Genomic DNA, 14873 nt, shown 5'->3' on the forward strand with positions numbered 1-14873 from the left:
TGGGCGACAATGCCAGCCATGTCGATTCAAGTTTTGAGGGCTTTGAAAAATGCCTGGGCCAGTGTGCCTCGGGCGGCGCTGGGCAACCTGGTGGCCAAGCTGCTGATCGTGGGCCTGGGGCTGGGCATCACCGTGTTGGTGGCCCGCCAGGGCCCTCGGGTGCAAGGCGCGTTCGCCTTGTTTGTGGCGGTCGAGTCGGCCTTGTTGACCTTGTTCTCGGGACTGGGCTTGTGGCTGGCCCGGCAGATGTCGCGCCAGCAAGCCGGGCAGGCGGTTCGCGCGCGGTCCATGTTGCGCAGCGTTTTACGGGCGGCGCTGGGTCTGGGTTTGCTGGCCTCTGGCGTGCTGCTGGCGGTGTCGTGGTGGGCCGACAAAATGCCTTATGCCCAGTTGTGGCTGCTGGCCCTGGCCGCGCCATTCCTGCTGCTGGTGCCCACGGCCACGGGCTTGTGGTTGGGGCAGGGCCGCATGTGGCCTTTGAACGCCGCGCAAGTGGCAGCCCCCGCCTCGGTGCTCAGTGGCCTGGCTGTGGCCTGGTGGTTCAGCCAGGGCGCCGAACGGCACACATCCACCGTGTTGGTGGTATTGATGGCCTGGGTCAGTGGCAAGTCATTGGTGGCGGTGTTGACGGCCATCTATGCCTTGAACGACGCCGACCGGCGCGATGAGTCCATCACCACCCACGAACCGCCCGCCGTCTGGTGGGACGACTGGCGCTTCGTGGCCACCATCGGCATCACCAATGTGATCAGCCTGTTGAATTACCGCGCCTCCTTGTTCCTGGTCGAGCGCTTTCATGGCCTCGGCGCTGTGGGCACCTATTCAGTGGCCGTCACGGTGGCCGAGCTGCTGTGGCTGCTGTCGCAATCGGTCACGGTGTCCGCGTATTCGCGCATTGGCAACCCGGACGTGCGCGTGGCCTCCAGCATGACGGTGCAGGCGGTGCGCATCAATGTGCTGGCCACGTTGTTGGCCGCACCGATCTTGCTGGTGCTGGCCACTTGGGCCTTGCCCGAGGTGATGGGGCCGGCGTACGCGGCATCGGTCGCCCCATTGGCCGCATTGCTGCCCGGGGTGGCGGCTTACGCGGCGGCGTCCAGCCTGTCGGCCTTCTACACCAACCACCTGGGGCGCCCCCATTTGTCGGGCGGCATCGCGGGGCTGTCCTTGGCGGTGAGCTTTGGCTTGGGTTGGTTCCTGGTGCCTGGCATGGGTGCACTGGGCGCGGCCGTGTCCTCCAGCACGGGCTACATCGTGGCCATCGTGGTGGCTTATGCGGTGTTTCTGCGGCAGGCCGGCTTGCCGGTCAGGGCACTTTGGGCCCCGGCTTTGACGCGGCTGTGAGCCCCCTGTCTCGGCGGTTGGCGTCTACTGGTTGTCCCTATACACTCCCGTCGCATCAAAGGGTCTGATTTTCGGATTCACGTGGGAGGCCGCCTTGCTGCAATTTAATTTGAACCGTTTCCTATGCGCTTGCGCGGTGGCGGGCGGCTTGGCAGGGCTCATGGCAGCTTGCGGCGGCGGCAGTTCCAATCCCAGCCCCAGCCCTGCGGCACAAGACCCGGCACCGGTGGCCCCTTCCGGGCGCCCTGCCCCGGATTCGGCCGAAGCTTTGGCCGTCCGCGCCTTGCCGTCCACCTCGCCCATGCTGGCCACGGCCGACTGTGTGCCCAGTGGTGTCCCCGGCGCGCGTGACTACCAGGTGGGGCCTGGCGCCGGTCAGTTCGCCACGCTGGAACAGGTGCCCTGGGAAACGCTGGGCCCGGGTGACACGGTGCGGATCTTCTACCGCAGCACGCCTTACCTGGGCAAGTTCCTCATCGCGGCATCCGGCACGGCCTCAGCGCCCGTGCGTGTGTGCGGCGTGAAAAGCTCAACCGGCCAGCGCCCCATCATCGATGGCAAGAACGCCCTGACGCGATCACGCCTGAACTATGGCGACAGCGCCTCGACCAAGTATGTGCACCAGACCCGTTCGGTCATTGTGGTGAAACGGCTGGGCACGGACGACTGGACCGATTATCCCAGCCACATCCAGGTCGATGGGCTGGAGGTGCGGGGCGCTGCGCCCGGCAACACCTTCACCGATGCGGAGGGTGTGGTTCGGCCCTATGACGAGTTCGGTGCCTGCATCTGGATCGACCGGGGACACCACATCACGATTGCCGACAACGTGATCCACGATTGCAGCCAGGGCGTGTACAGCAAGTCCACCGAGGACGGCGACTTCGCGATCACCAAGGACATCCGCCTGGCCGGCAACTATATCTATGGCAATGGCATCGTGGGCGACGTCCACATGCACAACACCTACATGGCCAGCGCAGGCATCGTTTACGAGTTCAACCGCTACGGCCCCTTGCGCGCGGGCGCGCTGGGCAATGCCATCAAAGACCGCTCGGTGGGCACCGTGGTGCGCTACAACCGCATTGAGGAAGGCGCCCATGCCATCGACTTGGTGGAGGCCGAGGATTTCCCCACTTTCGCTCTGACGCAAGACGCTTACCGGGCCACCTTGGTCTATGGCAACCAGATCGTCAAGAGCGGTGGCACGGGCAGCGCCATCCACTACGGTGGGGACCATTTCGGCTCTGATCCCGAGAAAAATTGGGGCGAGCCCAACTTCAGGCGCGGCACGCTTTACTTTTACAGCAACACGGTTCGCCTGACGGGCACCGGCGGTACTGTGCAACTCTTCCAGCTGTCGACCACGCTGGAGCGTGCCGAGGTCTGGAACAACGTGTTCATCTTTGACGCGGGCATCGCCTACAAGGCCTTGCGGGCCAATCAGGATGTGAACACCACCTACTGGACGGGCGGCGGCATTGTCAACCTGGGCAAAAACTGGATCAGTGCCGGTTGGGCCGATTCGGATCCTTGGCATCCTGTGAGCGGGCAATTGTTGGGACAGGCCAATGTGCTCAGTGGTGCCAGTATTCCGGTCGCTTTGACGACCTTGTCGCCGGTGGCGGGCAGCGCCGTGATTGACGCAGGCCAGACCGTGTTCAGCACGGCAGTGGCCGCGACCTTGAATGCCTTCCCGGTGGCCTACCAGTTGAATGCGCAGTTCCAGCCGGTGGCTCGCCCTGTGTCGGGCGCTGGCCCGGACCTGGGCGCCGTCGAGCGCTGAAAAAGCAACAGCTTGCTTGTATGCTTTTGGGGTGCGCTTGCAAAGGCGCCTTCAAATCATTCATTCAAAAACAGGCCCGGTGCCGGGCCGCTGTGCAGGGAGCATGGGCATGGGAGTCATTGTCGGAACGCCTCAGGACGAGCAACTCATTGGCACGTCCGCAGGGGATGAAATCCACGCTGGTGCCGGCAACGATCTGGTGATCGGCCAGGAAGGCGATGATGTGTTGCTGGGCGAAGCGGGCAACGATCTGCTGGACGGAGGCCCAGGGGCAGACACTTATGTTTTCAACCGTGGCGATGGCCAAGACCGCGTGGTGCCCGAGTGGAGCTCAGGCTCAATTCAGCGCGATGTGTTGCAACTGGGCGCACGCATTGGCCTGGCCGATGTGGATGTCACGGCTCAGGGCAACGACCTGCTGCTCAGCCTGAGAGGCAGCAGCGACAGCGTGACGCTGGTCAATTATTTTGGTCAGCCCACCGACAACCGCCCCCTCATCCGCTTCGCGGACGGCGCCATCTGGGATGTGCTCACCATCGATCGAAAGATCAACGCCAACATGGACCAATTGTTCGGCACGACTGGTGCCGATTTGCTGGACGGTGGCCTGGGCAACGACCTGCTGGTCGGCCAGGAAGGCAACGACACCCTGTACGGCGACGCCGGCATCGACACCCTCGACGGCGGGCCGGGCGAAGACACCTTGGTGTTTGGACGGGGTGATGGCCAGGACCGAGTGGTTTCCGACTGGGGGTCCACGCCAGGCCACCGCGACCAACTGCTGCTGGGTGCGGGCATCAGCTTGGCGGATGTGGATGTCAGCGCCTTGGGCCCTGACCTGTTGCTCAGCTTGAAGGGCAGCACCGACAGCGTGCGCATTGCCGACTACTTCGGGCTGCCGCCGGACAGCCGCCTGGTGATCCGCTTTGCCGATGGCGCCATTTGGGATGCGCAGGCCATCGACCGCAAGATCAATTTCACCCATGACCAGCTGTGGGGCACGCCCAATGGCGACGTGCTGGACGGCGGCCTGGGCGATGACTTCATCCAGGGCAACGAGGGTGACGACCTGCTGTATGGCGATGCCGGCAATGACCTGCTGGATGGCGGCCCAGGTTCTGACGTCTACCTGTTCGGCCGGGGTGACGGCCAGGACTGGGTGATGCCCAATCAAAGTTACATGCCAGGCCAGCGCGATCAGTTGGTTTTGGGCGCCGACATTGGCCTGTCCGATGTCGATGTCGGCATGTGGAACGGCGACCTGGTGCTCAGTTTGAAAGGCAGCACCGACAGCGTGCGCATCAGCAACTACTTTGCACAGCCACCTGAAAACCGTGTGTTGATCCGCTTTGCGGATGGCGCCAGCTGGGATGCGCAAACCATCGACCGCAAGCTCAATGTCAGCCATGACCAGCTGTTTGGCACGCCCAATGGCGACGTGCTGGACGGTGGGCTGGGCGATGACTTCATCCTGGGCAAGGAAGGTGATGACCTGCTGTACGGCGATGCCGGTAACGACATTCTCGACGGCGGCCTTGGCGCCGACACCTTTGTGTTCGGCCGTGGTGACGGTCAGGACCGGATCATGCCCGAGTGGGGCGGGGCGCCTGGCCAGCGCGACCAACTGGTGTTGGGCGCGGGCATTGGCTTGGCCGATGTGGATGCCATGGCCGACAACGCCGATCTGCTCTTGCAGGTCAAGGACAGCAATGACAGCGTGCGCCTGGTCAATTACTTTGGCACCGCCCCGGAAAGCCGTCCGCTGGTCCGATTTGCTTCCGGCGCCGTCTGGGATGTCATGGCCCTTGACCGCAAGCTCAGTCCCAATGATGACGTCTTGCAGGGCTCAGCCAATGCTGATTTTCTCGATGGTGGCTTGGGCAACGACCTGTTGATGGGCAACGAGGGCGACGACCTGTTGTACGGCGACGCTGGCGACGACACGCTGGATGGCGGTTGGGGTGCCGACACCTATGTGTTTGGCCGTGGCGATGGCCAAGACCGAATCATGCCCGACTGGGGCACCATCCCCGGTCAGCACGATCAGTTGCAACTGGGTACGGGCATCAGCCTCGCCGATGTCGATGTCAGTGTTGACGGCAGCGACCTCATCCTCAGCTTGCGAGGCAGCGCCGACAGTGTGCGCATTGCCAACTACCTTGGGCAGGCACCTCAGAACCGCGTGGTGATCCGCTTTGCTGACGGCGCCAGCTGGGACGCGCAGGCCATTGACCGCAAGATCAACTTCAGCCACGACCAACTGTGGGGCACCCCCGATGGCGAGGTGCTGGACGGCGGCCTGGGCGATGATTTCATCCACGGCAATGAGGGCGACGACCTGTTGTATGGCGATGCCGGCAACGACGTGCTGGATGGCGGCCCGGGCACGGACACTTATGTGTTCGGCCGTGGCGACGGACAGGACCGGGTGATGGCCGACTGGGGCAATCTGCCAGGTCAGCGAGACCAGTTGCAACTGGGATCCGGCATCAGTCTGGCCGACGTGGACGTGAGTGCGCAAAACAGCGACCTGGTCCTCAGCTTGACGGGCAGCAGCGATGCTGTTCGCATCGACGGCTACTTCGCGCAGATGCCGGAGAACCGCGTGGTGATCCGCTTTGCCAATGGCGCCATCTGGGATGCGCAGGCGATTGACCGCAAGCTCAATGTCAGCCATGACCAACTGTGGGGCACCCCCAATGGCGAGGTGCTGGACGGCGGCCTGGGTGATGACTTTATCCAGGGCAACGAAGGCGACGACCTGTTGTACGGCGATGCTGGCAACGACGTGCTGGACGGTGGCCCGGGCGCCGACACCTATGTGTTCGGCCGTGGCGACGGACAAGACCGGATCATGCCCGAGTGGAGCCCGATGCCTGGTCAGCGAGACCAGTTGCAACTGGGCGCGGGCATCGGCCTGGCTGATGTGGACGCGAGCCCCGAGGGCACAGACCTGGTCCTGCGCATCAAGGACAGCAGCGACAGCGTGCGCCTGGTCAACTACTTCAACATGGTGCCCGACAGCCGCCCCCTGATCCGGTTTGCCGAGGGCTACAGCTGGGATGCGCTGGCCATTGAGCGCAAGCTCAGCCTCAGCGATGACCTCTTGCAAGGCACCCCTGGCGCCGACATGCTCGACGGCGGCCTGGGCAACGACCAGTTGGTGGGCTTTGACGGCAACGACTACCTGTACGGCGACCTCGGCGAGGACTTGCTGGACGGCGGCCTCGGTGCGGACACGCTCGCTGGCGGCGCGGGCAATGACATGTACCTGGTGGACAACGCAATGGATGTCGTGATCGAGCGCGCTGAAGATGGCGATGGGGACGAGGTGCGCTCCTTCGTCACTTATGTTGCGCCCGAACACATCGAAGCCCTCAGTCTGGTCGGTGGGGCCGCCATCGATGGCTTCGCCCACGACTTGGGCATGTCCTTGTATGGCAACAACGCCAACAACCGCCTGATCGGCGGCAAGGGCGACGACTGGCTGCAAGGGTTCAAGGGTGACGACTCCTTGGAGGGTGGTGCCGGCCTGGATTACCTGTCTGGTGGCGTGGGCAATGACAGCCTTTATGGTGGCGAGGGCAGCGACTACCTCGTCGGCGACGAGGGCGTCGACCTCATGGACGGCGGGCAGGGCGACGACACCTACATGGTCGACAACAGCGCGGACACCGTCGTCGAGCAGCCCAATGGCGGAGACGACGACCAGGTCCGTTCCTGGGTGTCGTACACAGCCTCCAGCCAGATCGAAGCCTTGTACCTGATCGGCTCGGCCAACACCAACGCCTTCGCCCACAACGAAGGCATGTCCTTGTATGGCAACAAGGGCAACAACCGCCTGGTGGGTGGCCAGGGCGACGACTGGTTGCAGGACTTCGGGGGCACCGACACGCTGGAAGGCGGCGTGGGCTTCGACACCCTGTATGGCGGCTCGGGCAATGACACCCTGTATGGCAATGAGGGCAACGATTACCTCAATGGCGGCGAGGGCGTCGATGCCATGTTCGGGGGCAAGGACGACGACACCTACATCGTCGAGACCAGCGGCGATCAGGTCAACGAATTGGCCGGGGAAGGCACCGACACCGTGGTCATCAGCAACTTGGGCAGCTACACCCTGGGCGCCAACGTCGAGAAAGGCACTTTGTCGGTGCTGTCCACCAGTGGCGCGGCGCTGACCGGCAACGGCCTGGCCAATGTCCTGACCGGCTCGGCCTTCAACGACACCCTGGCGGGCGCAGGCGGCAACGACACCTTGATCGACGCATCCACCACCTCCAACGACGTCTACACCTGGGGCCGCAGCATGGGGGCCGACACGCTGAGCGATTCGGGCGGCGTGGACCGGCTGGACGTGTTGTCGGGCACCGCCGCCAGCCAGGTCTGGCTGCGCAAGGTCAACAGCAACCTGGAGGTCTCGGTGATCGGGACGGCGGACAGCTTCACCATCAACAATTGGTATGGCTCGGGCGCCAACCAGGTGGAAAGCATCCGCCTGGCCGATGGCAAGACCTTGACCGCCGGCCGTGTGCAGAGCCTGGTCGATGCCATGGCCGCCTTTGCGCCGCCGGCTTCCGGCCAGACCACCTTGCCCGCCGACTACCAATCGGCGCTGAACGGAGCGATCGCGGCGAACTGGGTGTGAGCGCCAGCCAGGCGTTCAAGCCACTGAACTGAGGGGGCGCGGGCGCCGCGCGGGCCAATGGTGGGAGAAACCAGCGAGAATATATGGTTTTCCCCGCGCCCTCAGCGCCAACCAGCCCTCCCATGATGCCTTTGTTCCAGCACCTCAAGCGCTTTGCGGCGCGGTGGCTTTCGGCCTTCACCGGCCCGCGCATCGTCTACGGCTGGCGCAACGCCAATGGCGTCTATTGCCCCCACACCCGCGTCAGCACCCACGCCGCCGTGGAAGAAGCCAAGGGCCTGGTGCTGGGTGACCACGTCTTCATCGGCCATTTCAACCGCATCGACGGCTCCAATGGCCTGGTGATCGAAGAAGGCTGCCAGGTCACCAATTACGTGTCCATCCTCAGCCACTCCAGCCACAAATCGGTGCGCATCATGGGACGGCGCTATGTGAACAACCCCAATCCGGCCGGGTATGTGCGCCGGCCCACGCGCATCGGGGCCTACAGCTTCATCGGCCCGCACAGCGTGATTGCGCCGGGCGCGCGCATTGGCAAGGGCGTGATCGTGCAGGCTTACTGCTTCGTGTCAGGTGAGGTGCCCGATTTCGCCATTGTGGGCGCGGGCGCGCCCGGCCGCCCGGCCGAGGTGATCGGCGACAGCCGCAAGCTTGACGGCGCCTTGCTGCAAAGGCACCCGGAATTGCAATCGATCTACGCCCAGTGGGCAGGACAGGACAACCTGCGCCGCGCCTTGGGCGGAGACCGCCCATGAGCGCGACCCACCAGCCGCCTTTGCGCATCCTGTTTTTTGCCGATGCATCGAGCGTGCACACCCGCCGTTGGGTCGCGGCCGTGGTCGAGCGGGGCGCCGAAGCCGTCGTCATCACGCGCCAGCCGGGTGAAGTGCCAGGGGCGCGCCAGGTCATCGTGATCCGGCCTGGGTCGGACAAGGCCTCGTGGTTCCGCGCTTTGCCCGAGATGCGGCGCGTGGTGCGCCAGCTTGCCAAGGACTTCAAGCCCGATCTGGTCCATGGCCACTACGTCACGTCCTATGGCCTGTGGGCAGCCGCCTGTGGGTTGAGCTGCCCCAAGGTGCTCACCGCCTGGGGGTCGGACATCCTGGTCACGCCCAAGCAAAGCCGTTTGATGCGTTGGGTGGTCGGCTGGTCACTCCGCCGCGCCGACCTCATCACGGCCGATTCCATGGACATGGTCGAAGAGATCGCCGGCTACGACCCGACCGCGCCCGTGCACCAGATCTTGTGGGGCGCCGACACCGACAAGTTCACACCGGCCGCGCCTGCGTCTGACTTCGAGGTGGTCAGTCTGCGGTCGTGGGAGCGCAACTACAACATCGACCTGGTCATCGAGGCCTTCGCCCGATTCCTGACCTTGCGACCCCACTCGCATGCCCTGCTGCATTTGCTGGGCGGTGGGCCGATGGAAGCGGGCTTGCAAGAACGCGTGGCCGCCTTGCGGCTGTTGCAGCAGGTGCGCTTTCATGGTCGGGTGGGTGACCAGGCCATGGTGGAAGCCATCCAACGCAGCCGCGTGTCGGTGTCGGTGCCTACCAGCGATGCCACCTCGGTGTCGGTGCTCGAATCCATGGCGTGCGGCCTGCCCATCATTGCCACCGACCTGCCCGCCAACCGGCAGTGGGTCACCGAGCGGGGCGGCTGGATCGTGCCCGTGCGCGATGTCGATGCCGTCGCGCAGGCACTGCTGGCGGCTTACGACCACCCCGAGCGCCTGGCCCAGATGGGCGCGCACAACCGCGAGTTGATCGAGCGCGAAGCCTCACGGCGTGGCCAGATGGACGCCATGTGGCGCCTGTACGAGAAGCTGCTCCTGCCCGCGGTCAAAGGCGCCAGACGCACCGCGGCGGACCAGTCGCGTTGAAGGCAAAGGCATGGCCATGCGCATCGTCTCGGTGATCGTGCCCTGTCGCCATGAGCGCGACCACATCGAAGCCTTTTGCCGCAGCGTGGCCGCGCAAGTCTTGCCTGAAGGGTGGGCGCTTGAAGTGCTGATCGCCGATGGCCAGAGCGAAGATGGCACACGCGAGCGCCTGGCGGCCTGGTGCCTGGGCGACCCGCGTTTCGTCATGCTCGACAACCCAGGCCGCATCGTGTCTTGCGGCTTGAACCGCTGCATCGAGCGTGCGCGTGGCGAGTTCATCGTGCGCCTGGACGTGCACACCGTCTACGCGCCCGACTACATCGCCCAATGCCTGGCCACCTGGCAGGCCACCGGCGCCGACAACGTGGGCGGACCCTGGCGTGCCGAAGGTGCCGCCGGCCCGCAAGGCACCGTGCAGCGCGCCATCGCGGCGGCTTTCCAGTCACGCTGGGTGGCGGGCGGCGCCCTCTCGCGCGATCTGGCCTACGAAGGCGAGGTCGACACCGTGTACCTGGGGTCCTGGCCGCGCCAGACTTTCGAGCGCTTCGGTGCTTTTGACGAAACCCTGGTGCGCAACCAGGACGATGAGCACAACCTGCGCATCCACAAGGGCGGCGGGCGCATCTGGCAATCGGCCCGCATCCGCTCGACTTACTTTCCGCGCGCCAGCGTGGCCGACGTGTTTCGCCAGTACCGCCAATATGGCTACTGGAAGCCTTTCGTGATGAAGAAGCATGGGCGGGCTGCGGCGCTGCGCCACTTGATCCCCGGCGTGTTCGTGGCCAGCTTCGCGGTGCTGTTGGTTTTGGCGATCGCCTTGGAGCTGGTCCTCCACTTGGGCCTGGTGGCGCATGAATCGCCCGAATGGCTCGCATTGAGTTGGGTCAAACTGGGCGTGATGGCCTTGCTGAACCTGCAGTTCATCACCTACGCTGTCGGCGTGCTCTTGATCAGCCTGGCCATCGCCCGCCTCCAGGGCAAGGAGCTGGGGCGTTACCTGCCGCGCATCATCGTGGCCTACCACGTTGGCTACGGCCTGGGCTCCATCCGGGGCTGGTTCGACGCCCTGGTGCGCGGCCGCCCCGACCCCGCTTTTGGCCGCCTCACGCGCTGAACAAACCGAACCGATGGAAGACGATTGGACACCCCATGAGCCAAGCTGATTTTTTGCCTTTTGCCCTGCCCGAGATCGGTGAAGAAGAGATCGCCGAAGTGGTCGACACCCTGCGCTCCGGCTGGGTCACCACCGGCCCCAAGGCCCGCCGTTTCGAGCAGGACTTCGTCCAGTTCCTGGGCGACGATTCGCTGCAAGCCATCGCAGTCAACTCGGCCACGGCCGGCCTGCACCTGGCACTCGAGGCCATCGGCATCGGCCCCGGCGACGAGGTCATCACCACCACCCACACCTTCACCGCCACCGCCGAGGTGGTGCGCTACATGGGTGCCGACGTGGTGCTGGTCGACATCGACCCAGCCACGCTCAACATCGACCCCAAGGCGATTGAAGCGGCCATCACGCCCAAGACCAAGGCCATCATGCCGGTGCACTACGCCGGTCTGTCGGTGGACATGGACGGGGTGATGGCGATCGCGCGCAAGCATGGCTTGAAGGTGGTCGAGGACGCCGCCCACGCGCTGCCCACCACCTTCAAGCAGCAGACCATCGGCACCTTGCAAAGCGACGTGACGGTGTTCAGCTTCTACGCCAACAAGACCATCACCACGGGTGAAGGCGGCATGCTGGTCACGCGCGACGAGGCCATTGCAGCCCGCTGCAAGGTCATGCGCCTGCATGGCATCAGCCGCGATGCATTTGACCGCTTCACCGCCAAGGTGCCCAGTTGGTATTACGAGATCGTGGCGCCGGGCTTCAAATACAACCTGACCGACATCGCGGCGGCCTTGGGCCTGCACCAGTTGAGGCGCGTGCGGGGCTTCCAGGTGCGCCGCGAGCAGATCGCCCAGCGCTACGACGAGGCCTTTGCTGACTTGCCGATCATCGCGCCGCCGCGCCCTGAAAACGCGGGCGACCTGCACGCCTGGCACCTGTACGTGGTGCGCCTGTCGGATGCCGCGCAGATCAACCGTGATCAACTGATCGACAGCCTCTTCGCCGATGGCATTGGCGTGAGCGTGCACTACATCCCCCTTCACCTGCACCCTTACTGGAAAGATCGCTATAAGCTGCAGCCCGAGCAGTTCCCGCACAGTCAGCGCGCTTACGAGCGCATGGTCAGCCTGCCGCTGTACACCAAGATGACGGACGCCGACGTCGAGCGCGTGGTCACCTCGGTGCGCAAGGCCTTCGGGGCACTGTGAGCAAAAGGTTGTTCGATTGGGGCTTGGCCTCGCTGGGCCTGCTCCTGCTGAGCCCGGCCCTGCTGCTGGTGGCGTTGGCGATCAAGCTGGATTCACCCGGCCCCGTGTTCTTCCGGCAGGAAAGGGTGGGGCGCTTTGGCCAGCCGTTCCGCATCCACAAGTTCCGCACCATGCGGCACGATCCGCAGGGGGCCGGCCCCCAGATCACCGTGGGCCTTGACCGCCGCATCACGCGCATCGGGCACGCGCTGCGTGCCAGCAAGCTCGATGAGCTGCCGCAACTGATCGACGTGTGGCTGGGCCGCATGAGTCTGGTCGGGCCGCGCCCCGAAGTGCCGCGCTATGTGGCGCACTACCCCGCCTCGGTGCGCGACAAGGTGCTGTCGGTGCGCCCCGGCATCACCGACATCGCCTCGATCGAATACCGCGACGAGAGCAATGTGCTGGCCCGCGCCAGCGATCCCGAGCATGCCTACATCCACGAGATCCTGCCCCACAAGCTGGAGCTGGCCTTGCGCTATGTGGACCAGGCCTCGGTGTGGACCGACATCCGCTTGATCGCGCGCACCCTCGTGGCCATCGTCAAAGGCTGATCCCCGCGGCCGCTCAGCATTCCACGATGTTGACCGCCAGGCCGCCGCGCGCGGTCTCTTTGTACTTCGTCATCATGTCGGCACCGGTGTCGCGCATCGTCTTGATCACCTTGTCCAGGCTGACCCGGTGCGAGCCATTGCCGTGCAGGGCCAGCCGCGCTGCGTTGATGGCCTTGACCGCTGCGATGGCGTTGCGCTCGATGCAGGGGATCTGAACCAGGCCGCCGACCGGGTCGCAGGTCAGGCCAAGGTGGTGTTCCATGCCAATTTCGGCGGCGTTCTCGACTTGCTCGGGTGTGCCACCCATCACCGCGCACAGGCCTGCGGCGGCCATGGAGCACGCCACGCCCACCTCGCCCTGGCAACCCACCTCGGCGCCCGAGATGGACGCGTTCTCTTTGTAGAGCATGCCGATGGCGGCGGCCGTGAGCAAAAAATCCTTCACGCCATCGTCGTTCGCGCCCGGAACGAAGCGCACGTAGTAATGCAGCACGGCCGGGATGATGCCCGCCGCGCCGTTGGTGGGCGCGGTCACCACCCGCCCCCCGGCGGCGTTTTCCTCGTTCACGGCCAGGGCGTAGAGGTTCACCCAGTCCATCACGGCCAGCGGGTCCTCCGAGGGCGATGCCGATGTCGACAGCTTGGTGAACAAGTCGGGTGCGCGCCGGGCCACTTTGAAGCCGCCGGGCAGCACGCCAGGCCGGTGGCAACCTCGGTCCACGCAGGCCTGCATCACCGACCACAAGTGCATCAGACCCTCCTGAGTTTCGCCGTCAGGGCGCCAGTGGTGTTCGTTGCGCCGCATCACCTCGGCCATGCTGCAGTCCAACTCGCGGGTCAGGCGCAATAAATCAGCGCCGCTGTGAAAAGGGTGAGGCAGCACCGTGGCATCCGGCGCGATGCGCTTGTGTTGGCGGCCATCGCCCGCGACCTCTTCACTCACCACGAAACCGCCGCCCACCGAGTAGTACTCGTGCGCCCAGATCACCGTGCCCTGCGCATCTAAGGCTGAAAAGCGCAGGCCGTTGGGGTGGAAAGGCAGGCTCTGCCGCTTGTGAAAGACCAGGTCCTGCTGGGCATCGAAATCCACCCGGTGCCGGCCCAGCAAAAGCAGGGCGCCTTCTTGTTGCTGCTGGCTCAACAGCCCGGGGATGGCGTCGACGTCCACCTTGTCCGGCTCCTGGCCCATCAGGCCCAGCAGCACGGCCTTGTCCGAGCCATGACCTTTGCCCGTCGCGCCCAGCGAGCCGAACAGCTCAGCTGTCAGGCGAGTAGCGCGCGCCAGCCGCCCATCGCTGCCTAACCTGGACACGAACAGGCGCGCGGCCCGCATCGGGCCCACGGTGTGCGAACTGGAGGGCCCGATGCCCACTTTGAAGAGATCAAAAACCGAGATGGCCATGGGCTCAGCATAGCCCTTTTGGTGGTTGGGCGTCCTTATACTGGTGCCACACCAAAAACGCTGTCCGGCAAACCATGGTCCTCGATGCAAGCCTGAGCCCGCCCAGCCGCCTGGTGTTTTGCAAGCTTCAAGCGTCGGCGATCGTGCTGCTGGTGCTGGCCACGCCCTGCTTCGTGGCACTGGCCATGCTGGTTGCCAGCGAAGGCCATCTCAACGTGCTGGATGCCCAGGCCGGCGAATGGGCGCAGCGCATGCGCTCACCGGCGTGGACCAGCTTCTTCCTGGCCATCACCCACCTGCATTCGGTCATGGCCATCACGGCCTACACCGCCGGCCTGTCGGTGCTCCTGGCGATGATGCGCAACCACCGCCATTGGCTGCTGCCCTTGTGGATGATCGTGCCGGGCGGTGCCTTGTTGAATTTGCTGATGAAGCGGGCTTTCGAGCGTCCGCGGCCGGTGATGGACGATGCCCTGCTGACCTTGTCCACCTTCAGCTTCCCAAGCGGGCATGCTTCGTCCACCACCCTCATGTACGGCTTCGGGGCCTTGGTGGCGCTGACCCACCTGGGCAAGGCCTCATCGCGTGCCGTCGTGGGAATGCTGGCTTTGCTGCTGATCGCCCTTGTGGGCTGGAGCCGCGTTTACCTGGGTGTTCACTATTTCACCGACGTGCTGGCTGGCGTGGCCGAAGGCCTGATGTGGCTGGCCTTGTGCGTCATCGCTTTGTCGGCACGCAGGCGCCCTGGCTGACCGGGTTTGAAACGCTGCGCGGCCGCCAAGTCCCAAGGCGGCGGCAGATGTGATGAGCACCGAAGAGCACTTCACGTGCTCAAGGCTCGTTCCGTGTGTCGGTGTGGACACAAAGTGCATATGCCGCCGACAACTGCGCCGGCAAAA

10 protein-coding genes are annotated in these 14873 nt (G+C 64.8%); 9 read left to right on the forward strand and 1 reads right to left on the reverse strand.

Annotated features, from left to right (window positions below):
- The first annotated feature begins 18 nt into the window (after positions 1-18).
- The 8 genes from LQ232_RS11845 (at position 19) to LQ232_RS11880 (ending at position 12572) form a co-directional block, all read left to right on the forward strand.
- Positions 19-1344 (forward strand): teichoic acid transporter, encoded by a 1326-nt coding sequence (locus LQ232_RS11845; protein ID WP_230180519.1) that lies wholly within the window; start codon positions 19-21, stop codon positions 1342-1344.
- Between the two features lie 160 nt (positions 1345-1504).
- Entirely contained in the window at positions 1505-3130 is a 1626-nt protein-coding gene (locus LQ232_RS11850; protein ID WP_230180520.1) for a hypothetical protein, read from the forward strand.
- A gap of 109 nt (positions 3131-3239) precedes the next feature.
- The gene (locus tag LQ232_RS11855) at positions 3240-7778 is read left to right on the forward strand and encodes a calcium-binding protein (RefSeq protein WP_230180521.1); all 4539 of its coding nucleotides are present in this window, start codon (positions 3240-3242) and stop codon (positions 7776-7778) included.
- A 122-nt stretch (positions 7779-7900) separates the two neighbouring features.
- A complete protein-coding gene (locus LQ232_RS11860; protein WP_230180522.1) occupies positions 7901-8533 on the forward strand; it encodes an acyltransferase in 633 nt (210 codons plus the stop codon).
- Entirely contained in the window at positions 8530-9660 is a 1131-nt protein-coding gene (locus LQ232_RS11865; RefSeq protein WP_230180523.1) for a glycosyltransferase family 4 protein, read from the forward strand. Before LQ232_RS11860 ends, LQ232_RS11865 begins: the two co-directional genes overlap by 4 nt.
- 16 nt (positions 9661-9676) lie before the next feature.
- A complete protein-coding gene (locus LQ232_RS11870; RefSeq protein ID WP_230180719.1) occupies positions 9677-10774 on the forward strand; it encodes a glycosyltransferase family 2 protein in 1098 nt (365 codons plus the stop codon).
- 35 nt (positions 10775-10809) lie between these two features.
- Positions 10810-11979 carry a DegT/DnrJ/EryC1/StrS aminotransferase family protein gene (locus LQ232_RS11875; RefSeq protein ID WP_230180524.1) on the forward strand — a complete coding sequence of 390 codons (1170 nt, stop codon included), beginning with the start codon at positions 10810-10812 and terminating at the stop codon, positions 11977-11979.
- The gene (locus tag LQ232_RS11880) at positions 11976-12572 is read left to right on the forward strand and encodes a sugar transferase (RefSeq protein WP_230180525.1); all 597 of its coding nucleotides are present in this window, start codon (positions 11976-11978) and stop codon (positions 12570-12572) included. The genes LQ232_RS11875 and LQ232_RS11880 overlap by 4 nt, the downstream gene beginning before the upstream one ends.
- Positions 12573-12585: 13 nt before the next feature.
- On the opposite strand, the gene LQ232_RS11885 is transcribed toward LQ232_RS11880, so the two are convergent.
- A complete protein-coding gene (locus LQ232_RS11885) occupies positions 12586-13974 on the reverse strand; it encodes an L-serine ammonia-lyase (RefSeq protein ID WP_230180526.1) in 1389 nt (462 codons plus the stop codon).
- 74 nt (positions 13975-14048) lie between these two features.
- Between LQ232_RS11885 and LQ232_RS11890 the strand changes: the two genes are divergently transcribed.
- Positions 14049-14726, forward strand: coding sequence for a phosphatase PAP2 family protein (locus tag LQ232_RS11890; RefSeq protein WP_230180527.1), 678 nt, complete (start codon positions 14049-14051; stop codon positions 14724-14726).
- Positions 14727-14873: the final 147 nt, after the last annotated feature.

Origin of the sequence: Aquabacterium sp. CECT 9606, assembly GCF_918741295.1 — a bacterium.
In the GTDB taxonomy this organism is placed as follows: domain Bacteria; phylum Pseudomonadota; class Gammaproteobacteria; order Burkholderiales; family Burkholderiaceae_C; genus Aquabacterium.